The following is a 26,207-nucleotide window of genomic DNA, read 5'->3' as shown; positions in this document are numbered from 1 at the left end:
GACAATGGATGTAAAAGAATTTAATAATGTAATTGCCTCTATAATAAAATGGGGATTTTCTCATCAGATTGAAAGTATTGATAAGGTTGAATACTTGAAAAACTATTTAATTAAATTATATGTACTTAGTTTGGATATAAATTATGTATTTGATGAAACTGAATATACTGATTCACCTGATTTTAATTATAATTTAATCAGGAAAAATGTAGAATACAATTTTCCTGATTTTGGTTTTTATAATACAGTATCAGATTTTACATTTGAAAATATAACAGAAATTGTTTTAGGGGATGCTATTGATGATCTTTCAGATATAATTAAAGATTTGATGGAAGTTAAATGGAGAATTGAAAACAATAGCATAAATGATGCACTTTGGTATTTCAAATTTATTTTCAAAAGTCATTCTGAACAACACTTAATTAATCTACTAAATTATGTTAAAAACAAATAACGTCGATTAATCTATTATTAGTAGCCACTATAGTAAAATATCTTCTTTTTTAATAAAGATGGTTTTGCCATGATATATAAAATGTATAATAAAATAAAAGATTAGATGATTAACTTTCTTATTTTTGCATCTTCAAAAAACAATAACGTATAATCAAGTTTCATGAACACCATCACAAGCACTGATTTCAATTTTCCGGGACAAAAATCGGTTTATCGCGGTAAAGTAAGGGAAGTATATAATATTAATGATGAGTTACTGGTAATGGTAGCTACAGACAGGCTTTCTGCCTTTGATGTGGTAATGCCAAAAGGTATTCCTTATAAAGGGCAGATACTTAATCAGATAGCTACTAAATTTATGCGCCTTACTGAAGATGTAGTGCCTAACTGGCTTATTGATACTCCGGATCCTAATGTTGCTGTAGGCCACCTGTGTGAACCTTTTAAAGTTGAAATGGTTATACGCGGTTATCTTTCAGGTCATGCAGCCCGCGAGTATGCAGCAGGCAAAAGAGTACTTTGCGGTGTAGAACTTGTAGAAGGTTTAAAAGAAAACGATAAATTTCCTTCACCCATAATCACACCTACTACTAAAGCAGATAACGGTGAGCATGATATGGATATATCCCGAGAAGATATATTGGCAAACGGAATTGTTTCTGAAGAAGATTATATTGTTCTTGAAAAATACACCCGTGCCTTATTTCAGAGAGGTACTGAAATTGCTGCGTCACGTGGATTAATACTTGTAGATACTAAATATGAGTTTGGTAAAACCAAAGATGGTAAAATTGTTCTTATAGATGAAATCCATACCCCTGATTCATCGCGTTATTTTTATGCAGAAGGGTATCAGCAACGCCAAAATAATGGTGAGAATCAAAAGCAGCTTTCTAAAGAGTTTGTACGTCAGTGGCTTATAGCTAATGGCTTTCAGGGAAAAGAAGGCCAGCAGATTCCTGAAATGACTGAAGAATATATAGAGAGTGTATCTGAAAGATATATAGAGCTATATGAAAATATACTAGGGGAAAAATTTGCTAAAGCTGATATTTCAAATATTAATGAACGTATTGAAAAAAATGTTCTTGCTTTTTTGAATAAATAAAATTTACATAAAATAATTTAAGCCGTCCCGTTAATAGCAGGACGGCTTTGTTTTTATATGCAGGCATAACAAGAATAGTAATGTTAAAATTATGTTAAAATAAAGAATAGCTGTAACGTTTCTATGGTCGTATGCGTCTATTATTACAAACGATCTCATCAGTCGTTAATTAAAAACAATCATCAAATTAAAATCAATCTATCATGAAAAAAACGATCATTTATTTAGGCCTGGCTCTTGTAGCATTCAGTAATGTAACAATTGCAAACACTGTAGTAGAAACCGCTCCGAAATTTGAGTTAGTAAGGGGCACAAAAACGCTCACACCACTTGGTTTAGCAATTTCTAAAGGAGATATTGCAACTGTAAAAAAACTTCTTGAATACGGAGCTTCTGTAAACGAGAAATGTAACGGTTTAACTCCTCTTATGATAGCAGCACGTTATAACCATGTAGAAATTATCAGGCTATTGCTTGAAAAAGGCGCTGACGTGAAAGTTAAGGATGAAAAAGGTATTACTGCCCTTAGGTATGCTGAAGCATCAAATGCAAAAGATGCTGCTGTTGTACTTAGGGAAGCAATGAATGCTTAATCATTTTTTGACCTTAAAGAAAAAAAGCATCCGCCGTGGCGAATGCTTTTTTTTATGCTTTAAAGTATGAGAAAGTTTCTTCGTTTTCAATATTCAGAAGGGTTTCATAAATAAGTTTAATAACATTTTCTACATCTTCCCTGTGAACCATCTCTACAGTGGTATGCATATAACGCAATGGAAGTGAGATTAATGCAGATGCCACGCCTCCGTTACTATATGCGAAAGCATCTGTATCTGTTCCTGTAACTCTTGAAGAAGCAAGACGTTGAAAAGGTATCTCTTTTTTATTAGCTGTGTCAATAATAAGTTCCCTAAGATTATTCTGAACGGCAGGTGCATAAGTAATAACAGGGCCTTTGCCTATTTGGGTTTCACCCTCAATACGCTTGTCAATCATCGGAGTAGTGCTGTCGTGACATACATCTGTAACTATTGCTACATTTGGGCGAATTGTTTTGGTAATCATTTCTGCACCACGCAATCCCACTTCTTCCTGAACAGAATTGGTAATATAAAGTCCAAAAGGCAATTTCTTTTTATTTTCATGTAAAAGCCTTGCTACTTCAGCAATCATAAATCCTCCAATACGATTATCAATTGCGCGGCATACAAATTTATTTTCATTAAGAATCATAAAATCGTCAGGATATGTAATAACACAGCCAACATGCACACCCAAAGCTTCTACTTCTTCTTTGGTATTACATCCTAAGTCGATAAAAATAGTTTCAAGTTTTGCAGGCTCTTCTTTGGCACGGTTGCGGGTATGTATGGCCGGCCATCCGAAAACACCTTTTACTATGCCGTTTTTTGTATGTATGTTTACTCGTTTAGAAGGAGCTATCATATGATCAGAGCCTCCGTTGCGTATTACATATACAAGCCCATTTTCAGTAATATAGTTTACATACCATGAAATTTCGTCACTATGGCCTTCAATAACTACTTTATAAGGAGCGTCAGGATTTATAACTCCAACAGCAGAACCGTAAGTGTCAGTTATAAAAGTGTCAACATACGGCTTAAGATATTCCATCCATATTTTCTGACCTTCAGATTCATATCCGGTAGGAGAGGGATTATTTAAATATTGTTCTAAAAAAGATATAGAAGTATCGTTTAGTATAGTTTTTGAAGACATAAATATAATTTTCCGCTAAAATATAAATAACATTACAGAGTTAAGTATTATTGTATAATTTTGAGATAAAATTTTAATAAATGAAAGTACAGATTTGCCTGTTGTTTCTCCTTTTAACATGTTTTGCGGCACAAGCCCAGGAAGTAGTTAAAGATACCGTAAAAGGAATTGAAAATGATTCAATTGCTTTTAATGTGGATATGGAGGAACTGGTTATTTCTAATGTAAAAGATACCCTGACCGTTGATGAGCGAAAGAATCTTGCCCTGCTGAAAAGGAGAACACTTAAAGTTTATCCTTATGCTAAAGCTGCCGCCGACAGGCTTACAATGTTAAACGCAAATCTTTCTAAACTTAAAACGGAGAAGGAAAAAAAGAAATATGCAAAAATTGTAGAAAAATATCTTGAAGATGAATTTGAAGGACGCTTAAAAAAGCTTTCAAAAAAAGAAGGGCAGATATTAGTAAAACTTATTTACAGGCAAACGGGTGAAAGTACTTTTGATCTTATTAAAGAACATAAAAGTGGCTGGAAAGCATTTTGGTCTAACCGTATAGCACATATGTTTAATATTGATCTTAAGAGACAGTATAGTCCTGCTACAGTACCGGAAGACTACCATATTGAAGGTTTTCTTATTCAGGCTTTCAGACAGCATAAACTTGTAAATCAGGAACCTGCTTTTGAAATTAATTATTATGAGATTACAAAGCAATGGAGGGAGAAAAACAGCAGAACTGAATAATAAAATTAGAGAATAAAAGAATAGAATTTTCCTTTTATTTTTTTTCGTCGGGTTTAGCCTGTTTTTTATAAAATGGAATGAAGTAAGAAATAGTATAATTAATGCCCGCCCCGAAATTGCCATCATAGGTTCGGTTAAATCCCGGGATATAAAGGTTATCAAAGCCTTGCGGTTTTTTCTCGGTTATAAGAACATTGAGTCTTACACTAAAACCCAAATACAGGTTGTTAAAAATCTCTGCTTTAATACCTCCTATTACTTCTGCCCAATGTGCAGAAAGACTACCATATTTTTTATCCGGATACATTGTTACTTCATCAAAATAATCACGTGTATGGTAAATTGTATAGGAATTAAGATTTTGACTAAAAGTTGAAAATCCATATCGAACACCAACATAAATCATATTTTCCATATCCAGCCAGTTCTCATAGGCATTATAATCAAAACCAATTTTGATGTAACTTCCCTTTGTGGTAAAATTTACCTGATCATCATCTATTGTATAATCTATGGTTCCGAGTTCTCCTGCCGCGTATATTTTTTTAGAAAGCCTGTAATCTGCCACTATCTCCAAACCTTTAAAACCATCTTCATAGATAGAGCGTGCAGGCCTGTACAAATCGGCACCTATACGTAAGCCATAACGGTCACTTTTCAGCGGAACTTTAGCAGCAAGTGTATCATTTGTTGTTTTTTCCTGAGCAGATGCAGAAAATGAAGCAAACAATAAGAGATTAAAAATAAATATTGATATGTGTTTCATCTTCGTTTTCTATAATAGGAGTATTTACAATAGTTTCACCTATGTAAAGGTCAAGATTATCTTCAGTATTGTAGTCTGTAACAGTAGGATTAAGACTTTGTTCGCTACTATTATCCAGCAAAAATGTCGTTTTAAATCCGCAGGCACGTGAAACATAAGTATCGGTTCTTTTGTAACGTATTTCCATAAGTGCAACGTTGGATATTGTATCGCCAATTGTAGGTTTATAATTATATTCTAAAGCCCATTGTACCTTATCAGCATCTTCTTTTAATGGCAATATAACTCCTGTGCCATTTACTTTTATAGTATCTGTAGAACCCGGTACATAACATTTAAAATTAGTTACACTTTTAAGTGCTGTGGGATTTTCAGTTCTATAAAAATCAATAACCAGTCCTGGAGTAGTAGGAGTACCCTCAGCGCAGAGGTCATCTTTTTCACAACTTAAAAGATAGCTGGTAATTATTAGTAAAATAGCTATTGAAGCAATTAGTCTTTTCATATATGCCGTGCCGGTTTAGAATTTTCGTTTTTCCAAAAGTACAACATTTTCCACATGATGTGTCTGTGGAAACATATCTACCGGACGAACCCGCGTTACTTTATATTTTTCATTCATTAAGGCAAGGTCGCGTGCCTGAGTTGCAGAATTACAACTTACATAAACTACCTTTTCAGGAGCAATCTGCAATATTTGTTCTACTACATCTTTATGCATTCCATCACGCGGCGGGTCAGTAATAATTACATCAGGCCTTCCGTGCGTATTGATAAAGTCATCATTAAACACTACTTTCATATCGCCTGTAAAAAATTCGCAATTAGTAATATTATTACGCTTTGCATTTTCCTTAGCATCTGCAATTGCTTCCGGTACAGCTTCAACCCCAATAACCTTACCGGCCTTTTTAGAAACAAACTGAGCAATTGTGCCGGTTCCGGTATATAAATCATAAACCAGTTCATTTCCTGTCAGTCCTGCAAATTCACGTGTAATGCTATATAATTCATAAGCCTGATCAGAATTGGTCTGATAAAAGGACTTAGCGTTTATACTGAATTTAAGCCCTTCCATTTCTTCAAGAATATAGTCACGCCCTTTATATAATATAATGTCCTGATCATATAAAGTATCATTAGCCTTACTATTAATTACATATTGAAGGGAAGTTATTTGAGGAAAACGTTTTTCAAGATAATTAAGCAGTAATTCTCTCTTTTCTTTATTATCTTCAAAAAACTGTATAAGCACCATAATTTCTCCTGTAGAAGCAGTACGTATCATAAGCGTACGTAATAATCCTTCATGGTTTCTTGGGTTAAAGAAACTTAGATTATTTGCATTGGCAAATTCTCTTATACTGTTACGAATGTCATTGCTTGGGTCTTCCTGCAGGCTGCAATGCGAAATATCAAGAATTTTATCCCAGGCCTTGGGTATATGAAAGCCAAGTGCATTACTGTTTTCTATTTCTTCACCGCTTTGTATTTCTGCTTCTGTTTTCCAGCGCGCATTCGAGAAAGAAAATTCCATTTTGTTTCTGTAAAACAATTGTTTTTCAGAACCCATAATAGGTTCAAAATCAGGTAGGTCAATTTTACCAATTCTCTTTAGGTTATTATAAACTTCCTGATTTTTATAAAATAACTGCTGAGAATATTCCATATTCTGCCACTTACAGCCCCCACAAGAACCAAAATGGTTGCACACAGGTTCAATTCTGTGTTTGGAGAACTCATGGAATTTTATTGCACGGCCTTCATAGTAAGCTTTCTTTTTTTTAAAAGTTTGTATATCTACTACGTCGCCCGGTACTACATTAGGAATAAATATTACTTTTCCATCCGGTGCTTTTGCTACTGATACACCTTTTGCACCGGCATCCAGTACCGATATGTTTTCAAATACAATCTTGTCTGTTCTCTTTCTTCCCATGCGGCAAAAATAAGGTATTATTCTAAAATTTAAATACATTTGTTAGTAATCTGCTTAAACAAATAGTATGGCTCAATATATTGCTCTTCTCCGCGGCATTAATGTTAGCGGTAAAAAAATAGTTAAAATGGAAGACCTGCGCAAGCATATGGCTGATGCAGGCTTTACTAACATTAAAACATATATACAAAGCGGTAATGTAGTTTTTGAAAGTGATCAGAAACAAAAAGATAAATTGAGTAATAACATTGAAGCACTTATTGAGAAGAAGTATGGTTTTGATGTTACGGTTTTTATAGCGGATAAAAAAGATATTGAAAAAGCAATTGACAAAAATCCGTTTATTAATGAAAGAAAAGAAGAACCTTCAGGTTTTAAAAAGTTATATGTGACGTTATTATCGGAGAATCCTACAGATGAAAATATTGAAAAATTAAAGCAGGCTCCGATAGGTAATGATCTTATTGAGATAATCGATTCAATTTTATATTTTAACCTTGAATCTAAAGCTTCAGATTCTAAATTATCCAACAGTCTTATAGAAAATAAACTGAAGGTAAAGGCTACAACGCGTAACTGGAATACAATGTTAAAATTGTTATCTATGATGGAATAGGAAAATTTTAATTTTTTGTTAAAATATAAATGATCACATTCTAAATGTGTAACTTAGAAATCCATTCAAAATCAAAATCATGAAAAGAAATGCTACCGCTGTATGGTCTGGTTCAATAAAAGAGGGTGAAGGTAAAATTACTACACAAAGTAATGTTTTAAGCAATACGCAGTATTCCTTTAAAACCCGTTTTGAAAATGGTAATGGCACAAACCCTGAAGAACTTATAGCAGCTGCACATGCAGGATGCTTTACTATGCAATTGACTGCATATATTAATGAAGCAGGTTTTAGTGTGGCATCTATTGAAACTAAATGTGATATTGATTTTCAGAATGGAAGTATCGTAGGTTCTCACTTATCGGTACTGGCACGGGTAGATGATATTGATACTGATGTTTTTCAGCAGCTTGTTAAGCAGGCAGAATCTAATTGTCCTGTTTCAAAGCTTTTAAATACCGAAATAACATCAAGCGCTACACTAGTAAGGAGTTAAGTTTAATTTTGATTTCATATCCGGCCCCTTTAGGGGCCTTTTTCATTTACATAATTTATATATTTGACTGTATAAATTATCTATATGAATCGTTTTGACAGAATAACGGCAATACTAATCCAGCTGCAATCAAGAAAGGTTGTAAAAGCTCAGGATCTGGCTGATAGGTTCGGTACTAGCCTGCGTACTATTTATCGTGATATCAGAACGCTTGAAGAAGCAGGTGTGCCTTTATATGGAGAGGCAGGCATAGGATATTCTATTGTAGATGGCTACAGGCTTCCGCCGGTTATGTTTACACAGGAAGAAGCGATGGCATTTGTTACTGCAGAAAAACTAATGGAAAAATTTACAGATAATGCTGTAAATAAAAATTTCAGTTCTGCTATGTATAAAGTAAGGTCAGTATTACGTGGTACAGAAAAAGACCTTCTTGAAAATCTTGAAGAACAAATCTTAGTTACACAACGTCCACGAAGTAACAGGCCTCCAGACAATATTCTTGATACTTTACTAAAAGCCGTTGCTGATAAAAAAGCAGTTAAAATGATATATAAGGCTTTTGGCAATGATAAAAGCGAAAGACTTGTTGAGCCTATAGGGATATTTTATGAAAACGATAACTGGTACACAATAGGATATTGCCACCTGCGTAAAGAATACAGGCAATTTAGAATAGACAGGGTAATCGAAATTAAGCTTACTGAACAATTACAACAGGAAAGAGCTACATTAAAAGAATTTCAGGAACTACAGAGTAAAATGAAAACCGGTTGCGAACTAAAAAAAGCAGTAATCCGAGTTGAAAAAAATATGGCTCTTTATTTACAGGAACACAAACATTACTATGGATTTATTTCTGAAATTGTTACAGAAGAGTATGTTGAAATGACTTTTCTTACCCAATGGCTTGAATTTGGTTTTGCACGCTGGTTTATTATGTTTGCTGATCAGGCTGAAATTATTGAACCTGAAAGTTTAAAAACAAATGTGGCAAACATATTGGATAAAATTTTACAGAAAAATACTTTTCAGGAAAGCTGTTGACATAGGGGTGTCATAAAGTGAGAATAGTTTTGTGAACAAAACAATGACACTTTGACTATGGAAATTATTTCACTATTGCAAAAAGAAATGGAGCAGGAGGCAATAACCACTTATAAAATGCTTAGTCTTGTTCCATCAGAAAAATTTAACTGGCAGCCACATCCCAGTAGTATAAATCTTAAACGGCTGGCACTACATGTTGCAGAATTTCCTGCATGGGTTAATTTAGCGATTACAACCGAAGAAATTGATTTTAAAGATAATCCCTATACACCAAAAAATATAGCATCTACAAATGAACTTATAAACTTTTTTAATGAATCACTTGATAAAGGCAGACAAGCTTTGGTAAAAGCCGATATAAAGACTTTGAATAATATATGGACTTTACGAAATGGCAGTCATGTTTACAGCAGCAATACCAAATATGAAGTTATAAGAATGATACATTCGCAAATAATTCATCACAGGGCACAGCTTGGCATGTATTTAAGATTGCTTGATATACCCTTACCTGCAAGTTATGGACCAAGCGCAGACGAATAAAATTTTTAAGCAATATGTTTATATAATCCTTAAACCTTAGTGATGGATATTGAATTTGCATTTAATTTATAATAAACTACAAATAATTTTATTTTTATTAATTTGCAGGCTTAAAAGGATGATTTCTCTCCATTAAGAAGGAATAGCTGTTTGAAAAACAAAAATTTAAAAACTAATGTCAGTTTTACAAAAATTAAGCTCAGCAGATGCCATAGCTTTAGAAGACAAATACGGAGCTCATAACTATCATCCGCTACCTGTAGTTTTAAGCAGGGGAGAAGGTGTAAATGTGTGGGATGCAGAAGGAAAAAAATATTACGATTTCTTATCGGCTTATTCAGCAGTAAATCAGGGACACTGCCATCCAAAAATTGTAAATGCAATGATAAATCAGGCGCAAACACTTACGCTTACATCACGTGCTTTTTACAATGATATGCTTGGCAGGTATGAAGAATATATAACCAAATATTTTGGTTTTGATAAAGTATTGCCAATGAATACCGGAGCTGAAGCTGTAGAAACGGCTATAAAGCTTTGTCGGAAATGGGCATATGAAAAGAAAGGTATTGCAGAGCATGAAGCCAAAATTATAGTATGTGAAAATAATTTTCACGGAAGAACCACTACCATCATTTCATTTTCTAATGATGAGAATGCCAGAAAGAATTTTGGTCCTTATACTGCCGGATTTATAAAAATACCTTATGATGATGTTACTGCACTTGAAAATATTTTAAAAACAGAAAAAAATATTGCCGGATTTTTAGTTGAACCTATACAGGGGGAAGCAGGTGTTTATGTTCCGGCAGAAGGCTATCTTGCAAAGAGCAAACAATTATGTGAAGAACATAATGTACTTTTTATAGCAGATGAAGTTCAGACAGGTATTGCGAGAACCGGTAAACTACTTGCTGTAAATCATGAAAATGTACAGCCTGACATACTTATACTAGGGAAGGCCTTATCGGGAGGCGCATATCCGGTTTCTGCAGTGTTAGCTGATGATGCTGTAATGAATGTTATAAAACCCGGTCAGCATGGGTCAACTTTTGGAGGAAACCCTGTTGCAGCAGCAGTAGCTATAGCTGCACTTGAAGTGATAGAGGAAGAAAAGTTAGCCGAGAATGCTGAAAGAATGGGCAGGTTATTTAGAGATAAGCTAAATGAATATATTGTTAATAGCAATATTGTAAAACTTGTAAGAGGAAAAGGATTGCTAAACGCTATTGTAATTAACGACCATGAAGATAGCTCAACAGCGTGGGATATATGTATTAGCTTAAAAGATAATGGGCTATTAGCCAAACCAACCCATGGTAATATTATTCGTTTTGCACCGCCGCTGGTAATGAATGAAGAGCAGCTTATAGATTGTGTATCTATAATAACTAAAACACTTGCTGCATTTGAAAAGTAATAAATAATCAATTATAACCAATCATCTATTTTATGGAACAAAATTCACCATTTGAATCTTTCGAAATGCAAATTTCAGAATCTGCAAAAGGTTTTTTAAAAACGGCTGCAGGCTGGTCAATGTTTTTATCTATTATAGGCTTTATAGGTTTAGCTTTTAGTCTTTTATCTTCATTTGCTGTAATGGCAGCAGGAAGTGCCTTTGCTTCAGCTACTGCTGCAATGGGAGGCATGTCGGGTATGGCAATAGGCTTGATTCTGCTCATTTTTTGTGTGCTGTTTTTTATACCTGTACTTTTTTTATTTAAATTTTCTACTTCTACAAGACAGGCACTTAATGAAAACAGTACAGAGGGTATTACAAAAGCCTTAGGTAATCTTAAGTCCTATTTTATGTGGTCAGGTATATTAACTATTATATGGATAGTTTCTTATATAGGCTTCATTATTGTTGTTGCAACAGCTGCAGCTACTATGAGAGGCAGTATGTAATTTTAAGCGAAGCTACCTAATAAATAACCCCTATATATTTTAATATATAGGGGTTCATTTTTTTTAAATGTCATATATAGGCTTTTATTGACATTCCACTTTATCTAAAAATAGAGAAGTTGTATTATTTTTGTTTTTGTATCTGTAAACACCATCATCGCCTTCAATCATTTCACCAAATTTTATTCCGGCCTGATTATTTTCAAGAGTAAAAATAAATTCTTCTTTTTGTGTCTGACCTTCACCTATTGCGGTTCCTGTTGAAGTGATTGTATTGTTATTTATTGTACCGTTAAATATTATAGTTCTTTTGTCTTTTTCATATGGTATAGACTTATAAGTACCCGAGACAATATCTCCATCCTTTTTCATTGTTAGTAACATAGTGTCCTTAGAAACTATTTGCCTAAAACACATTTCTCCATTAGTAGTATCAATAAGGTTTTGGCTTTTAACTATAGTTTCTTCTTTATTTTCCTGAATTTCTTTTTCTTTTTTTTGACACGCTGTAAATAATAAAATATTACAAGCTATGATATAGATATACTGTTTCATTGGATTTCTTTTTATAAAACTAACATATTGTGAACAAAAAAAGAACTCTGTTAAGAGTTCTTTATAGTATTTCAGATAAAGAATTAATCTTCATCGTCTTCGTCTTCATCATCTTCGTTGTATTCGCGATCTTCAGTATCGTCATCCTCATCCTCATCATCAGTATCTTCAGAATCACTGTTTCTGCGGTTTTCTTTTTCAGCTACCTCGTCATCAGCATCGTCGTCACCAATTTCAAGATCTTTTAATGCATCGATATCATCTGCAGGATCATCAATTTCATCATCATCAAAATTTTCAATTCTGTCAGCAAGTTTGGTACTAACTTTTACAAGATAAATAGTGTCTTCAGTCCTTACTTCAACAGCTTCGATGGTTTCATTCTTAGCATTTTTAAACCGGATGATGTTAGAATCATCATATCCGTCAGGAAATTTCTCAACCAGTAAGGTAAGAATTTCATTAGTTAGCTTTGCATAGTCAACTATAACTCTTTTCATAAATCTATTATAAATCTAATAAGTAAGCAAATATAAGAGGGGCAACAATAGTTGCATCAGATTCAATTATAAATTTCGGGGTATTAATATCTAATTTACCCCATGTTATTTTTTCGTTTGGTACAGCACCCGAGTATGAACCATAACTTGTTGTGGAATCAGATATCTGACAAAAATAGCTCCAGAAAGGAACGTCATGCATTTCCATATCCTGATAAAGCATTGGCACTACACATATAGGGAAATCTCCTGCTATACCTCCTCCAATCTGAAAGAAACCTACACCATTGCTGCTGTTTTTTGAATACCAGTCAGCAAGAAATGTCATATATTCAATACCGGATTTCATAGTAGAGGCTTTAAGCTCTCCTTTTATTACATAAGAAGCAAAAATATTACCCATAGTACTATCTTCCCATCCAGGTACAATAATAGGTAAATTTTTCTCTGCTGCAGCATACATCCAGCTGTCTTTAAGATCAATTTCGTAATATTCTTCCAAAACTCCTGAAAGTAACATTTTATACATGAATTCATGAGGAAAATAACGTTCGCCTTTATCGTCCGCATCCTTCCATATTTTATAAATATGTTTTTGTAAACGACGGAATGCTTCGTGCTCAGGAATACAGGTGTCTGTAACGCGGTTAAGGCCTCTTTCCAGTAAATCCCACTCTTGTTGAGGCGTAAGATCCCTATAGTTAGGTACACGCTCATAATGAGAATGAGCAACCAGGTTCATAATATCTTCTTCAAGGTTGGCTCCAGTACATGAAATAATCTGCACTTTATCTTTGCGTATCATTTCGGCGAAAATTTTTCCAAGTTCAGCTGTACTCATTGCACCGGCAAGTGTAACCATCATTTGGGCACCATCCTGAAGCTGTTTTTCATAACCCTTAGCGGCATCCACCAGAGCTGCACTGTTAAAATGCAGGTAGTATTTTTCAATAAACTGGCTAATTGGTCCTTTGCTCATTATTGTTGTATTTAAATTCAAGTATTTATTTCGTTTCTTTATTATAACCAAGTATTGCAAGAACTTCTTCGGCTTTTTGCTGTTCCGAGAAAACCTCGGTTGCTATTATTCCGTTTTCATCCCTGTCTATAAGAATATGTTTAGGCTGGGGTATAAGGCAATGGTGAAGGCCTCCAAACCCGCCAATTGTTTCCTGATATGCACCTGTATTAAAAAAGCCTATATATAATGGTTTTTCTTTATTATATTTTGGAAGGTATATTGCATTCATATTTTGTTCAGAATTGTAATAGTCATCACTATCACAGGTAAGTCCCCCCAGGAGAACCCTTTCGTATGAATCATTCCAGCGGTTTATGGCAAGCATTATAAAACGCTTATTAATTGCCCAAGTATCAGGCAGTGTTGTTATGAAAGAGGAATCTATCATATTCCATTTTTCCCTGTCATTCTGTTGTTTTTGATATAGAACCTGATAAATTGCCCCGCCGCTTTCACCTACGGTAAACGAACCAAATTCAGTAAAAATATTTGGTACATCTACTTCTGCATCATCACAGGCAATTTTTATCTGATTAAGAATTTCGTCTATCATATATTGATAGTCATATTCAAAAGCAAGAGAATTTTTAATAGGGAAACCACCGCCAATATTAAGACTGTCAAGTGAAGGACATTCTTTTTTAAGACTTATATAAACTTTTAAACACTTTAAAAGCTCATTCCAGTAGTAAGACGTGTCTCTAATACCTGTATTAATAAAAAAGTGAAGCATTTTAAGCTCAACACTTTTATTTTCATGTATTTGCTTCCTATAGAAAGGTACTATATTTTTATAACCAATACCTAAACGGGAAGTATAAAACTCAAATTTTGGTTCTTCTTCAGCCGCAATGCGTATACCTATTTTAAATTTACCAGTTATTTGTTCCTGAAGAAGATCAAGCTCTTCATAATTATCAATAATAGGTATTGTTCTGTTATGCCCGCCATTTATTAGTTTTGCAATATTTTCTACATATTGCTCTCTTTTAAAACCGTTGCATATTACATAGGTATTTTTATTAATCTTACCGTTAGCAAGCAGGTTTTCAACAATATTAACATCAAATGCCGCTGATGTTTCAATATGAATATTATTTTTAAAAGCTTCATTCATAATATATTCAAAATGCGAGCTTTTAGTGCAATAGCAGTAGTAGTACTTACCTTCATATTTGTTCTTCTCCATTGCGTTTCTAAACCATCCTTTTGCTTTACGGATGTTATTAGAGATTTGTGGGAGGTATGTAAATTTTAAAGGAGTACCGTATTGTTCAACGAGTTTCATAAGATCTATGTTATGAAACTGCAGGTTATCTTTGTTAAGGGTGAATTCTTCCTGTGGAAAGTAAAAAGTCTGATTTATAAGGTCTGAATATTTTGTGTTCATGTATATAGAATAGATAAATAGATTATAAAAATAAGAGTTAATATCCTAAAATTATAATCTGATTTTCAAACTCTTATATTAGCATATATAATCTGCAATTTTTCCTGGCAGGTGTTTTCATCATAAAATACCAACATGTCTGCAATATTGCGCAGGTAAAATACAGGCCAATTTGCAGATGCAAAAGCCCTGAATTTACTGATAGTCCCAAAAAGGGAAAACATGCTATGGTTTGTTTTCATTACGGCAAATGTAAAAAATATTACTTCGTATTTGAAAACAAATCTCTTAAAAAATTGTTAGTTTTGATAGTCTTCAAAACCTTTGATAATCAAGGTGTTTTCTACGTTTTGATTAATAACTGTTTTTCCTATTCCATCAAGTAGTACAAATTGAACTTCTCCGTGTACATTTTTTTTATCATGAACCAATAGTTTTATTATGTTTTCTATATCATTGGAGTTGAAAATTACTCTTTCGAAAATAGTATTGATACAGTTTTTTATTTCTATGTATTGACTCTCCGCAATAAGCTTTTTTTCTAAAGAAAAATAAGATTCCAAAATCATACCTATAGCTATAGCTTCGCCATGTAGTAGTGTCTCTTTTTCGTTAGACTCTAAAAAATATGATTCAATAGCGTGCCCAATGGTATGTCCAAAGTTTAAAGCCTTTCTAATTCCATTTTCTTTAGGATCCCGTTCTACAATAGAATTTTTAATTTGTACCGAATGGTATATTAAAGCTTCAAGATCATCAGTTGTAAGAGTAGAAAGATCACTAAATTGCTGCCAGTATTTTTCATCGGCTATCAGTCCGTGTTTTAGCATTTCTGCTAGACCGGAACGCATCTGTTTTGATGGAAGTGTTGATAAAAAGCCTGTGTCTATTAATACGGATAACGGATTATTTATAACTCCAATTTGATTTTTTAATGAACCTAAATCCACGCCGGTTTTGCCACCTACTGATGCATCTACCATAGCAAGTAAAGAGGTAGGGATATTTATAAAGTCCATTCCCCTTTTAAATGTACTGGCAACAAAGCCTCCAAGATCTGTTACGACACCACCTCCAAGATTAAGTATTATGCTTTTACGGTCAGCGCCTAAATCGATTAATGTGTGCCATACTTCAATGCATGTTTCCATTGACTTGTTAATTTCTCCCGGTTCAATTTCAATAATTTCAATAGGTATTTCTGTAATAACGCGGGCCAAAAAATCAGGAAGGCAATATTGAGAAGTATTAGTATCAGTAATTATAAATAGTAAAGAGTAACTTTTGTCTGATAAAACATCTTGTAAATAAGTGTAGCACTCATCATTAAAATATATATTATAGTCTGTAGTTTTAAGAGGCTTCATTTTTTTGTATTATAGAATAAGCAAAATAAAGTAATTAATACTATAAATTCTTGCACAGTCTTTATATTTGCACAAATTTTTTAAAAACAATGGAAAAAATCTTCAATAATACTGTTGATGCATTTGCATTAAAAAGCGACACTGAACTTGACAGAGCCTATTTTCTGTTTAAACTTATAGCTTCCGAACCTTTAGTGAAAATAGGAACAGCAGTTACAAATTTTGCACTTAAAGTTCACTTGCCTGTTGAAGGACTCATCAGAGCTACGGTTTTTGATCATTTTTGCGGAGGTACAACTGAAGAGGATTGCTTACCTGTAGTAGATAAAATGTTTACTAAAGGTGTTTGTTCAGTATTAGATTATTCTGTGGAGGCTAAAGAAGCTGAATCGGAATTCGATAAAGCATTAGAGAAAACCCTAAAAACTATAGAATTTGCAAAAGAAAGAAAAGCAATTCCTTTTGCAGTATTTAAACCAACAGGTTTTGGAAGATTTGATCTTTGGGTTAAACTAGGAGAAGGAAAAACTTTCACTTCTGAAGAAACTGCCGAATGGAACAGGGTAGTGGAACGTTTTGACATAGTTTGTAAAACAGCTCATGCTAATGATGTGGCTTTACTTATTGATGCTGAGGAAAGCTGGATGCAGGATGCAGCAGATGATTTGGTTGCAGATATGATGCGAAAATACAATAATGAAAAGGCGATTGTATATAATACACTTCAAATGTACCGATGGGACAGGCTGGATTACTTAAAAAAACTGCATGAGCAGGCAAAACAGGAAGGTTTTTATATAGGAATGAAAATTGTAAGGGGAGCCTATATGGAAAAAGAAAATAAAAGAGCGGAAGAATTAGGCTATATTTCTCCAATATGTGTTTCTAAAGAAGCTACAGATATTAATTATGATGAAGCTATTAAATATATGATAGATCATATTGATAGTATGGCTATTTTTGCAGGTACCCATAATGAAGAAAGTTCATATAAACTTATGGAATTAATGGCGCAGAAAAATATTGCCAGTAATGATAAAAGAATATACTTTGGTCAACTTTATGGCATGAGTGATAATATCAGCTTTAATCTTGCTGCTCACAACTATAACGTTGCAAAATATCTTCCTTTTGGGCCTGTTCGCGATGTTATGCCGTATCTTATAAGAAGGGCAGAGGAGAACACTTCTGTAGCAGGGCAAACCAGTAGGGAACTTAACCTGATAAGTGCAGAAAGAAAAAGAAGAAAACTTCAGGATTAATAATTAATAGAACATAAATGAAATTTAAATACAGACTTGCTTACTATTTATTCGGATTAACCTTAGGTTTTTTTCTTGTAGCATTCATTTTTAATAAACGTGGACAGGATTTTTGTTATCTTCCTAATTGCAGAGTACTAAAGGATTTCAGAACTAAAGGACTTACTATTTCTAAAGAAGCCCAAAGTACCATAAATGAAAAATGGGTTACTATGGACGATATAAAAAACAGTTTAGAAAATGGTGATGTTGATTTTTCTAAGAGTAAAAAGCCAAACCCTGGTGGAGGGAAAATTTATGTAATAGAATCAAGAACTGCTAAAAATGAGCCCATTATATTAGAAATAGTAAGTCATAGCGATAGAGCTGTTTTAAAAGCGATAAAAAAACATTAATTTTCTCATTTAATTCTTGCAAATATAAATACTAAGCGTATATTTGCACTCGCAATACGGAACTAATCACAGTGAGTTTTGCAACTATAAAAGGGCGATTAGCTCAGTTGGTTCAGAGCATCTCGTTTACACCGAGAGGGTCGGGGGTTCGAATCCCTCATCGCCCACTTTTAGGGATAGTCGAAAGATTATCCCTTTTTTTATTGTATATCAAAATATCCTTTTCCCCTCCATTTTACTTGTATTGTGTGAAAATACATCTAGTATCGTAGGTGTTCGACGGCTGCCGTTTTCATAGTGTAAAATGCTATAAAATACCATGTTTTATAAATTCACGTTTTCGGCATATCTGCCTGTTTATAAATACTACTTTATATCTGAGAGTATATTACGCTTACAAACAAGAATTTCAAAAACTGACCTGTGATTACAGCTGACCTTTTCATTAGTTAGTGTGAGCTTTACAATGCGTTCGGTGTATGGAATACCTTCCTTTTTGGGAAATATTGATCGATGAACATACTAATCCATTTAATCCCGTTTAAGTTTAACGGAAAAGAATTTGATGAGGAAACCGAAAATTATTACTACAGCGAAAGATATTAACATCGGAAATGGAGTATATTTATATCGGTGGATCTGCTGGCAAAAAAAGAGTTCTTATGGATATCGCTAATCCTATAAATTGATATAGGTTGGGTTGCTACTATAAATGATGAGGATACTAAAATTCATACATTTGACCCAAATGTAAATAATTATACAGAAGCTGAGACTGCAGTTTATACAAATATTGGATGTGTTTAATAAAGTGTAAATGTTTTTGCTAAGTATGGTTCATATTACTATAATTTAAATGCTGATGGCACTACAACTATTGCTTTCAAAGATTCGATAATTTCACTGTGTCAAAACCAGATTATTAGGGGTTAGTACTTGGAAATAATAAATTTTAAACAGAACATTTATCGCAATGAAGCCTGAGTGGAATAGTTTAACTAAAATTATATAGAGGTGTTATTCCGTAAGGAAACCCAATTAGTGTTGGCATAAATGCACCTCAGGGATGGAGATAAGATATCCAGAAGAATCGTTACAATTTTTAGTCAATTCTAATAATGTTATAAATCAAAGTACAACAATTCCTTGATTATGAAAAATGAAAATCCTATAAGTTTCATTACAGTAGTACGTCAAAATTTATTTAGCCTCGAGTACAAAAATTTGCGAGAATTCGGTCAAGGTGGACCAGTAATAGGGGAGTTATATTTTAACGAAAAAAGAATATTAAAATTTCTTTTTGGAGGTCCTTATTTGAAGGATAAAAATAATCTTTATATTCCTTTATTTATAAACAATTTTTTTAGTAAAAAATTTAAAATAGCAGTGATAAATGTAAATACGTTAAAAATTAAAACTATTGGAATTTCAGAAAATCTCATATGGTTATATAAAATAGAGGACGATTATATTTATTATTATACCAATATTGATGCTTCAGTTTCAAAACGTGTTTTATTGAAGTTTTAATTTATGTAATTATTTACCGTTTATACCTAAATTAACATTCAAATTGATTTAAAACTTCGTATGTCCCTAGGAATCTCAGGGAATTCCCTGAAATTAGTTACTTTTTTGCATCATCAAATAATAATATTTTTAAAAGGTAACTAATAAAGTAACTATTCTTTGAAATTATATAAATATGTCTAATGACATTGCTATAAAAACAAAAAAGCCTTTAAATCCAGGAATTTAAAGGCTTTTTGACTTTTAAAGTTTCTTTTGAAACTTTATGTGGCGGAGGAAGAGGGATTCGAACCCCCGGACCTGTTACAGTCAACAGTTTTCAAGACTGCCGCAATCGACCACTCTGCCATTCCTCCAGTATGTGTTGCAATCAGTTCCTCATTGCGGTTGCAAATATAGTAACCTTTTTCGTTTTTCCAAAAACTATAAGACCTAAAAATGCATTTTTTTTCATACTATTTTATAAACATTTCATTACCTTAACTTTAAGAATGAAACTTTTTTTTAAAATTCTGTATATTCAGTTATTTCCAGTCCATAACCTATCATTCCTACACGTTTTGTTTGTTCAGAATTACTAAGAAGACGTATTTTACAGATGTCTATATCATGCAAAATCTGTGCACCTATACCAAAGTCACGATCATCCATTTTTAATTGTGGAGCTTTTTTTACACCTTTGGCCTGCAATTCTTTTAATTCTTTTACACGGGTTAAAAGTTCTGATGGCTGAATTTCCTGATTTATAAATAAAATAGCACCTTTACCTTCTTCATTAATACGTCGGAACATGCTGTCAAGCTTCTTATCTGCATCGTTGGTAAGAGTTCCTAAAATATCATTATTAATCTGGGTAGAATTTATTCTGGTCAATATTGGTTCACCAATATTCCAACTTCCCTTTGTTAGTGCAATATGTACCTGCTTGTTTGTAGTCTGTACATACGCTCTTAAACGAAATGTACCAAAACGTGTTTCAATCTCAAAATCTTCTTTTTTCTGAATTAGGCTATCATGCTGCATTCGGTAAGCAACCAAATCTTCAATGGAAATAAGTTTAAGATCGAATTTTTTTGCTACCTCATATAATTGGGGCAGGCGGGCCATTGATCCGTCTTCATTTAAAATTTCCACAAGTATTCCTGCTGGTTTAAATCCTGCAAGCCTTGCAAGGTCTATAGCAGCTTCTGTATGGCCGGTTCTTCGCAGCACTCCACCTTCTTTAGCTTTAAGCGGGAAGATATGCCCCGGACGTCCTAAATCTTCGGGTTTTGTAGTATCATCCACAAGGGCTTTTATAGTTTTTGCTCTATCGTGAACTGATATACCGGTAGTACATCCGTGCCCTATAAGATCTACAGATACTGTAAATGCTGTTTCATGTAAAACAGTATTGTTAGTTACCATCATATGCAATTCAAGGTCTTTACAACGGGCTTCTGTTAATGGAGCACATATAAGGCCACGTCCATGTGTAGCCATAAAGTTTATCATTTCAGGTGTTACTTTTTCTGCAGCTGCAATGAAATCTCCTTCATTTTCCCGATCTTCATCATCAACAACTACAACAACTTTACCGTTGCGTATATCTTCAATCGCTTCTTCGATTGTATTTAATTTTATTTCTGATAGTGACATGTTTACTGTCTTTAAAATTTATAATTATGGCGTGCTAAAATTTTCTTTAGCAAAGATTTATTGTAAAAATAAAGTATAGGATAAAAAGGCAGGGATAGCATAATTTGCAGTATGATGCCCGGACATGTTTTTTCTTTTAAAATTTTTCCGATTCGGCTAATACTTTGAGCCGACTTAAATACTGTTATATAAAAAACTATTAAACATAATAGAGCAGGTAGGGCTGTTCCCATTTTTCCGTTTAATAAGTTTATAGAAAGGGCTGCAAGTATTATGTAGGCTATTAAAGCAATGTTAGAAGATATTTTTTGTTTATTATAAAGAAATTCTGACTTTAAAAATTCAATATTATACAGATTATTATTTTCTTCAAGCTCTTCTTGTGTAATACCTCTAATCTCTAAAATTTTTAAAGCTTTTTTTCTATAATCTTTACTGTGTTTTAGCTGTACCGAATTTTTAACCAAATTTATTAATTCCGAATTATCAAGAGCTTTTAAGTTTTCCCATTCTTCAGTATCGCCAATCCTTACCGTATCAAGATTCAAAATCGGTAAGTCATCAGTAGTATCTTTTACAAAAAGCTTCTTGAATGGACTGGTTAGCCAGTCAAAACTGATACTAACGCCCAAATCATTTGTAGCTCTGTAAGTCAGTACTACTGCAAGTGGGCCTAATACAAAAGAAGACATCCAGGAGCCTAAGAAAGGTGGAATTCCATTTTCTCCGGCAAGTTTTCTACCAAATGTATTAATAAAGTGAAAAATAATAAATATTAATACGGCAAATACTATTGGCAAGCCAAGTCCTCCTTTACGTATTATAGCACCTAGAGGGGCTCCTATAAAAAACATTAACAAACATGAAAAAGCTATTACAAATTTATCATATAATGCAAGCCAGTGACCATTAATGTTTTTTGTTTTATCATAAAGCTGATCTTTTCCTGAATTTAAAATATAGCTGGAACTTGTTATATTATTGGTCGCAATTTCAAGTATTCTTGCCTTGTCATCTTTTGAGGCAACAAGATTGAGTATATTGTCAGGTATGCTGTCTTTTTTAGTAATTGTATCGGTATTTACATTTTTTGCTCTGTGAAGAGAAGGACCTGTAAGAACGCTACTGTAACGCTGTGCTATATTGTCTGTAATGCTTTTGGATTCTTTTACATATGTGTTTTCAAGTGAATCTAAAGTGTAATTTAGTTCACTAATATTGAGCATAGTATTAGTATTAGCTATTTTTTCCTCATTCATGTCATTTGAGTTGAGCATGGTAAGGTCTATATTCATTATTTGCTTAGTAAAACTGCTTTTTGCAAAAGGTTTTTTAATTCTTTCAGAAGGTTTTTTAGAATTAATTTCTTCATAATAATACCCGTCATAAAGCTCGAGCTGAAGCAGGTTAGATTTTTCATTACTTTTCAGCAATCCTTTTTTAGATCGTATTATTGTAGCATTAGCAGCCTGTGGAGCTCTTTTGTGTAAAGTAACGCCGGTAAGTTTTTCGCCGTTTTCACCTGATTTTTTATCAACTTTTATATTGAAATTACCAATAGCATTAAACTGGCCTTCAACAATAGCCATTGCAGGTTTACGCTGAACAATATTTTTTCTGAGATTTAGGAATTTATATTCTGCCTTAGGAATTACATTATTTGCAAAAAAGAAAGCTACTACGCTTAAACAGCATATAAAAATTGTAAGGCTTCTCATAGCTCTGTTAAGCGATATTCCCGAAGATTTCATTGCCGCAAACTCATAGTTTTCAGCAAAATTTCCAAAAGTCATAATAGATGCCAATAAAATGGATAAAGGCAATACCAGAGGAACTATTTTTGGAGCATAAAAAGCAAGAAATTTTAAAATTAACCAGACATCTAAATCTTTACCTGCCAGTTCAGCAATGAAAAGCCATATTGCCTGTAAGACGAATATGAAAAACAGAATAATGAATACCGACGCAAAAGTCGTAATGAACGAAGTAAGGATATAACGGTCTAATATTTTCACCAAAAATTAGTCTAATCTATTAATGTAGTAATTAGGGTATTTACTTTCGGTAAAGGTAAAATGATTTTTCGACAAAGGCTGATTTGTTTTAAAAGAATTTATCGTAATAATCGTTTTAGTACCATCCTTTTCTATTTGTATAAAATTGTAGATATGCTTTGTCTGCACATCAACCCCTATTAAAACCTCTTTAGTCTTATCTTTTGAATTAACCGGGTTTAATTTTATGTACTGTATCTTTCTTCCTTTAATATTTTGTAATATATCCCAGGTATATTTATAACCATTATTGAAAAATGTGAGCATCTTTGCCGGGGTAAGATTGTCATCATTCTGGTCATCAAATTTTGAAATGGATATTTCCTCATCCTCAGGAACTATATTGTAAACTTTTTTTCCGTCAAAAATTCTAGTAGTGCCCATAAAATCAAGAACATATAAATTGCCTTTAAGGACTACGCTGCCTTTACTTTCCTGATTAAGGTTTTGACCCGGATTACTCATGGAATACTTAAAGTCTATAGAAATATTTTCATAGCTTTTAACCCTGCTGCTTACCTGATTAAGTAAAGCTTTTGCTTTTTCAGCATTTTGAGCTCTAAGTTGTAAAGGAGGTAAAGAGAAAAAAAATAAAAATAATATTCCGTAAAAAGTACGCATGCTAAAAGTTGTTTTCTTCGTTTTTGAAAAATTGCTCAAGAGCCGTAAGATCGGGAATTATTACATTTCGTGCTTTACTTCCTTCAAAAGGACCAACTATACCGGCGGCCTCCAGCTGATCTATAAGGCGTCCTGCACGGTTATATCCTAATTTAAGTTTACGCTGCAATAATGAAGCTGAACCTTGTTGAGCGGTTACTATAACTTCTGCTGCATCCCTGAACATTGAATCTCTTTCAGATATATCTATATCAAGATTAATGCCAGTTTCCTCTCCAAAATATTCAGGAAGAAGATAAGCTTGTGGATAAGCTTTTTGTGAACCAATAAATTCTGTTATTTTTTCAACTTCAGGAGTATCAACAAAAGCACACTGCACACGTGTAAGATCATTTCCCTGAGTATATAGCATATCACCACGGCCTATAAGCTGATCAGCTCCCTGGCTGTCCAGAATTGTTCTTGAATCTATTTTAGATGTAACCCTAAAAGCAATCCTTGCCGGGAAGTTGGCTTTAATTATACCTGTAATAACATTTACCGATGGTCGCTGTGTTGCTATGATTAAGTGAATACCAATGGCACGTGCAAGCTGTGCTAAACGTGCAATGGGGGTTTCAACCTCTTTACCTGCAGTCATAATCAAATCTGCAAATTCATCAACAACTAATACTATGTATGGAAGGAAACGATGTCCGTTTTCAGGATTCAGCTTTCGCTGACGGAATTTTTCATTATACTCTTTTATATTTCTAACCATTGCATCTTTTAATAGATTATAACGGTTATCCATTTCAATACATAAAGAATTCAGAGTATTGATTACTTTAGTATTATCGGTTATAATAGCATCGCCATCATCAGGTAATTTTGCCAGATAATGTCTTTCTATTTTATTAAATAAAGTTAACTCAACCTTTTTAGGATCAACAAGCACAAACTTTACTTCTGCAGGATGCTTTTTATATAATAAAGATGTTAATACAGCATTTAGTCCAACTGATTTTCCCTGCCCTGTAGCACCGGCCATAAGTAAATGCGGCATTTTAGCAAGATCTACCACAAACGTTTCGTTAGAAATGGTTTTTCCTAAAGCGATAGGTAGTTCCATTTCGGCTGTCTGAAATTTAGGTGCGCCGATAACACTCTTCATAGACACCATAGTAGGATTTTTGTTAGGAACCTCTATACCAATAGTTCCCTTACCCGGAATAGGAGCTATAATCCTGATACCTAATGCGGAAAGTGAAAGCGCAATATCGTCTTCAAGACTTTTAATTTTAGAAATACGTATACCTGCTTCAGGTACAATTTCATATAAAGTAACAGTTGGGCCAACTGTAGCCTTAATTTGTGCAATGTCTATTTTATAATTCCGTAATGTTTCTACAATACGATTTTTATTTTCTTCAAGTTCTTCCTGATTTATTGTGATTCCTCCCGAAGAATAATCTTTCAGTAAATCGATAGATGGAAACTGATAATTTGAAAGTTCGAGAGTAGGGTCAAATTCGCCAAAATCTTTTATCAGCTTAGCTGCAAGATTTTCTTCGACAGTAGTTTCTTCTTCAAATTTTTCTATTACAAAATTTTCATCTCCGGTCTCTATCGTTTCATTAATCTTAGATGCAGGTTCCTGATGTTTTGTTTTAACAGGATCGAGATTAATTTCAGACGTTTTTTCAATAGTAGGTTTAAGAGCATCGCGGTTTATTTCAAACTGCGAAGGGGTAGGAGATGGAGGGATAATCGTTTTAAGTTCAATATTATTTAATTCTTCATCATCTTCCTCATTATAATTGTCAACTTCGTCTATAATTTTATTATCAGTTGTTTTAATAATTTCCGGCGTTTGATTATTTGTTAAGATTTCTGAATTTTCATCTGTTTCTTCTTCAGGTTTTCTTTCAAAGAAAGTTTTTATAGCATCAGGGGAAATTCTGATCCTGAAAATAAGGAAAATAAATAATCCAAAAACCAAAACCAGTATAGTTCCTGCTTTACCCATATAATCCTGCATAAATAGGTTCATCTCAAAGCCTATTACACCTCCAAGTTCAGGTAAATAAGGATTGAAGAAACCAAAAAGTACAGATACTATAATGACAAGGAAAAGATCCCAGAAAAGTGTTTTCTTTAGTTTCCTTACAGGAAGATCTAAAACAAGATAAGCTCCGGTAAGGAAAAAGAAACGTATAAGTATAAATGATGCTACACCAAAGCCTCTGTATAAAAACAGATCTGCAAGGTATGCACCAAATTTCCCCAGCCAGTTATGTACAATTTCTTTTCTGTCGCCAAAAGCCGTAAGTTCACTCTGGTCAAATTCCCAATAAAGAAAATAAGAAATAAAAGAAAGCAACAGAGCTATAGAAAAAAGAAAAAAGAGCACACCTATCAACACTTTATGCTGACGGGTTAAAGCCCATTTTTTTCTGTTTGCGGCTGCTTTTTCCTTAGTATTTGCTGATGTATCTTTTTTGCTCTTTGCCATTTATTATAA

Annotated in this window: 25 protein-coding genes, 2 tRNA genes and 1 pseudogene; 14 read left to right on the top strand and 14 right to left on the bottom strand. The window is 33.4% G+C overall.

The window, feature by feature from the left end:
• Positions 1–4: 4 nt before the first annotated feature.
• The 3 genes from NHE85_RS15060 to NHE85_RS15050 all read left to right on the top strand — a co-directional run bounded on the left by NHE85_RS15060 (position 5) and on the right by NHE85_RS15050 (position 2,160).
• Positions 5–457, top strand: coding sequence for a DUF5063 domain-containing protein (locus tag NHE85_RS15060; RefSeq protein WP_252812967.1), 453 nt, complete (start codon positions 5–7; stop codon positions 455–457).
• 162 nt (positions 458–619) lie between these two features.
• The gene (locus NHE85_RS15055) at positions 620–1,567 is read left to right on the top strand and encodes a phosphoribosylaminoimidazolesuccinocarboxamide synthase (RefSeq protein ID WP_252812966.1); all 948 of its coding nucleotides are present in this window, start codon (positions 620–622) and stop codon (positions 1,565–1,567) included.
• 203 nt (positions 1,568–1,770) lie between these two features.
• The gene (locus NHE85_RS15050; protein WP_252812965.1) at positions 1,771–2,160 is read left to right on the top strand and encodes an ankyrin repeat domain-containing protein; all 390 of its coding nucleotides are present in this window, start codon (positions 1,771–1,773) and stop codon (positions 2,158–2,160) included.
• Positions 2,161–2,212: 52 nt separating this feature from the next.
• Here the strand turns inward: NHE85_RS15050 and NHE85_RS15045 are convergent, their stop codons facing one another.
• A complete protein-coding gene (locus NHE85_RS15045; RefSeq protein ID WP_252812964.1) occupies positions 2,213–3,304 on the bottom strand; it encodes a M42 family metallopeptidase in 1,092 nt (363 codons plus the stop codon).
• Positions 3,305–3,384: 80 nt separating this feature from the next.
• Here NHE85_RS15045 and NHE85_RS15040 point away from each other — a divergent pair, with 80 nt between their 5' ends.
• The gene (locus NHE85_RS15040; RefSeq protein ID WP_252812963.1) at positions 3,385–4,050 is read left to right on the top strand and encodes a DUF4294 domain-containing protein; all 666 of its coding nucleotides are present in this window, start codon (positions 3,385–3,387) and stop codon (positions 4,048–4,050) included.
• Positions 4,051–4,084: 34 nt separating this feature from the next.
• Here the strand turns inward: NHE85_RS15040 and NHE85_RS15035 are convergent, their stop codons facing one another.
• From NHE85_RS15035 to rlmD, 3 genes are read right to left on the bottom strand one after another with little or no spacing between them, the layout of a single operon-like run.
• A complete protein-coding gene (locus tag NHE85_RS15035) occupies positions 4,085–4,816 on the bottom strand; it encodes a DUF6048 family protein (RefSeq protein WP_252812962.1) in 732 nt (243 codons plus the stop codon).
• Positions 4,788–5,321: a DUF6452 family protein gene (locus NHE85_RS15030; RefSeq protein WP_252812961.1), complete on the bottom strand. Its 534-nt coding sequence runs from the start codon at positions 5,319–5,321 to the stop codon at positions 4,788–4,790. Before NHE85_RS15030 ends, NHE85_RS15035 begins: the two co-directional genes overlap by 29 nt.
• 15 nt (positions 5,322–5,336) lie before the next feature.
• Entirely contained in the window at positions 5,337–6,755 is a 1,419-nt protein-coding gene (gene rlmD / locus NHE85_RS15025; RefSeq protein WP_252812960.1) for a 23S rRNA (uracil(1939)-C(5))-methyltransferase RlmD, read from the bottom strand.
• Positions 6,756–6,822: 67 nt separating this feature from the next.
• On the opposite strand from rlmD, the gene NHE85_RS15020 reads away from it, so the two are divergent.
• The 6 genes from NHE85_RS15020 (at position 6,823) to NHE85_RS14995 (ending at position 11,371) form a co-directional block, all read left to right on the top strand.
• On the top strand, positions 6,823–7,371 hold the full coding sequence (locus NHE85_RS15020) for a DUF1697 domain-containing protein (RefSeq protein WP_252812959.1): 549 nt from the start codon (positions 6,823–6,825) through the stop codon (positions 7,369–7,371).
• A 79-nt stretch (positions 7,372–7,450) separates the two neighbouring features.
• Complete coding sequence (locus NHE85_RS15015; protein WP_252812958.1) at positions 7,451–7,867, top strand: OsmC family protein; 417 nt, start codon at positions 7,451–7,453, stop codon at positions 7,865–7,867.
• Positions 7,868–7,951: 84 nt separating this feature from the next.
• Entirely contained in the window at positions 7,952–8,914 is a 963-nt protein-coding gene (locus NHE85_RS15010) for a YafY family protein (protein WP_252812957.1), read from the top strand.
• Between the two features lie 57 nt (positions 8,915–8,971).
• On the top strand, positions 8,972–9,460 hold the full coding sequence (locus tag NHE85_RS15005) for a DinB family protein (RefSeq protein ID WP_252812956.1): 489 nt from the start codon (positions 8,972–8,974) through the stop codon (positions 9,458–9,460).
• A 175-nt stretch (positions 9,461–9,635) separates the two neighbouring features.
• Positions 9,636–10,880, top strand: a complete 1,245-nt coding sequence (gene rocD, locus NHE85_RS15000; protein WP_252812955.1) for an ornithine--oxo-acid transaminase — start codon at positions 9,636–9,638, stop codon at positions 10,878–10,880.
• Between the two features lie 32 nt (positions 10,881–10,912).
• The gene (locus NHE85_RS14995; protein ID WP_252812954.1) at positions 10,913–11,371 is read left to right on the top strand and encodes a DUF5362 family protein; all 459 of its coding nucleotides are present in this window, start codon (positions 10,913–10,915) and stop codon (positions 11,369–11,371) included.
• 84 nt (positions 11,372–11,455) lie between these two features.
• On the opposite strand, the gene NHE85_RS14990 is transcribed toward NHE85_RS14995, so the two are convergent.
• The 5 genes from NHE85_RS14990 to aroB form a co-directional block, all read right to left on the bottom strand.
• Positions 11,456–11,926 (bottom strand): hypothetical protein, encoded by a 471-nt coding sequence (locus NHE85_RS14990; protein WP_252812953.1) that lies wholly within the window; start codon positions 11,924–11,926, stop codon positions 11,456–11,458.
• A gap of 83 nt (positions 11,927–12,009) precedes the next feature.
• Entirely contained in the window at positions 12,010–12,426 is a 417-nt protein-coding gene (locus NHE85_RS14985; RefSeq protein ID WP_252812952.1) for a DNA primase, read from the bottom strand.
• A 7-nt stretch (positions 12,427–12,433) separates the two neighbouring features.
• Positions 12,434–13,405 carry a deoxyhypusine synthase family protein gene (locus tag NHE85_RS14980; RefSeq protein ID WP_252812951.1) on the bottom strand — a complete coding sequence of 324 codons (972 nt, stop codon included), beginning with the start codon at positions 13,403–13,405 and terminating at the stop codon, positions 12,434–12,436.
• Positions 13,406–13,430: 25 nt separating this feature from the next.
• Complete coding sequence (locus NHE85_RS14975; protein ID WP_252812950.1) at positions 13,431–14,837, bottom strand: arginine decarboxylase; 1,407 nt, start codon at positions 14,835–14,837, stop codon at positions 13,431–13,433.
• Between the two features lie 299 nt (positions 14,838–15,136).
• Positions 15,137–16,204, bottom strand: coding sequence for a 3-dehydroquinate synthase (aroB, locus tag NHE85_RS14970; protein ID WP_252812949.1), 1,068 nt, complete (start codon positions 16,202–16,204; stop codon positions 15,137–15,139).
• Positions 16,205–16,293: 89 nt separating this feature from the next.
• On the opposite strand from aroB, the gene NHE85_RS14965 reads away from it, so the two are divergent.
• From NHE85_RS14965 to NHE85_RS14950, 4 genes are all read left to right on the top strand, one after another.
• Entirely contained in the window at positions 16,294–17,466 is a 1,173-nt protein-coding gene (locus tag NHE85_RS14965) for a proline dehydrogenase family protein (RefSeq protein ID WP_252812948.1), read from the top strand.
• A 17-nt stretch (positions 17,467–17,483) separates the two neighbouring features.
• Positions 17,484–17,861: a DUF4258 domain-containing protein gene (locus NHE85_RS14960; RefSeq protein WP_252812947.1), complete on the top strand. Its 378-nt coding sequence runs from the start codon at positions 17,484–17,486 to the stop codon at positions 17,859–17,861.
• 92 nt (positions 17,862–17,953) lie between these two features.
• Positions 17,954–18,028 (top strand) — tRNA-Val (locus NHE85_RS14955).
• Between the two features lie 985 nt (positions 18,029–19,013).
• Complete coding sequence (locus NHE85_RS14950; protein WP_252812946.1) at positions 19,014–19,391, top strand: hypothetical protein; 378 nt, start codon at positions 19,014–19,016, stop codon at positions 19,389–19,391.
• A 268-nt stretch (positions 19,392–19,659) separates the two neighbouring features.
• Here NHE85_RS14950 and NHE85_RS14945 read toward each other — a convergent pair.
• The 5 genes and pseudogenes from NHE85_RS14945 to NHE85_RS14925 all read right to left on the bottom strand — a co-directional run bounded on the left by NHE85_RS14945 (position 19,660) and on the right by NHE85_RS14925 (position 26,198).
• Positions 19,660–19,747 (bottom strand) — tRNA-Ser (locus NHE85_RS14945).
• Positions 19,748–19,895: 148 nt separating this feature from the next.
• Positions 19,896–21,029, bottom strand: a complete 1,134-nt coding sequence (gene ribB, locus NHE85_RS14940; protein WP_252812945.1) for a 3,4-dihydroxy-2-butanone-4-phosphate synthase — start codon at positions 21,027–21,029, stop codon at positions 19,896–19,898.
• 572 nt (positions 21,030–21,601) lie between these two features.
• Positions 21,602–23,044: pseudogene (locus NHE85_RS14935) on the bottom strand (LptF/LptG family permease); the annotation flags it as partial.
• A gap of 6 nt (positions 23,045–23,050) precedes the next feature.
• The gene (locus NHE85_RS14930) at positions 23,051–23,704 is read right to left on the bottom strand and encodes an outer membrane lipoprotein carrier protein LolA (RefSeq protein WP_252812944.1); all 654 of its coding nucleotides are present in this window, start codon (positions 23,702–23,704) and stop codon (positions 23,051–23,053) included.
• A gap of 1 nt (position 23,705) precedes the next feature.
• Entirely contained in the window at positions 23,706–26,198 is a 2,493-nt protein-coding gene (locus NHE85_RS14925) for a DNA translocase FtsK (protein ID WP_252812943.1), read from the bottom strand.
• Positions 26,199–26,207 lie beyond the last annotated feature (9 nt).

It is taken from the genome of Flavobacterium sp. NRK1, from assembly GCF_024054175.1.
Classification (GTDB): domain Bacteria; phylum Bacteroidota; class Bacteroidia; order Flavobacteriales; family Flavobacteriaceae; genus Flavobacterium.
This window is presented reverse-complemented; position numbering and strand designations above follow the sequence as displayed.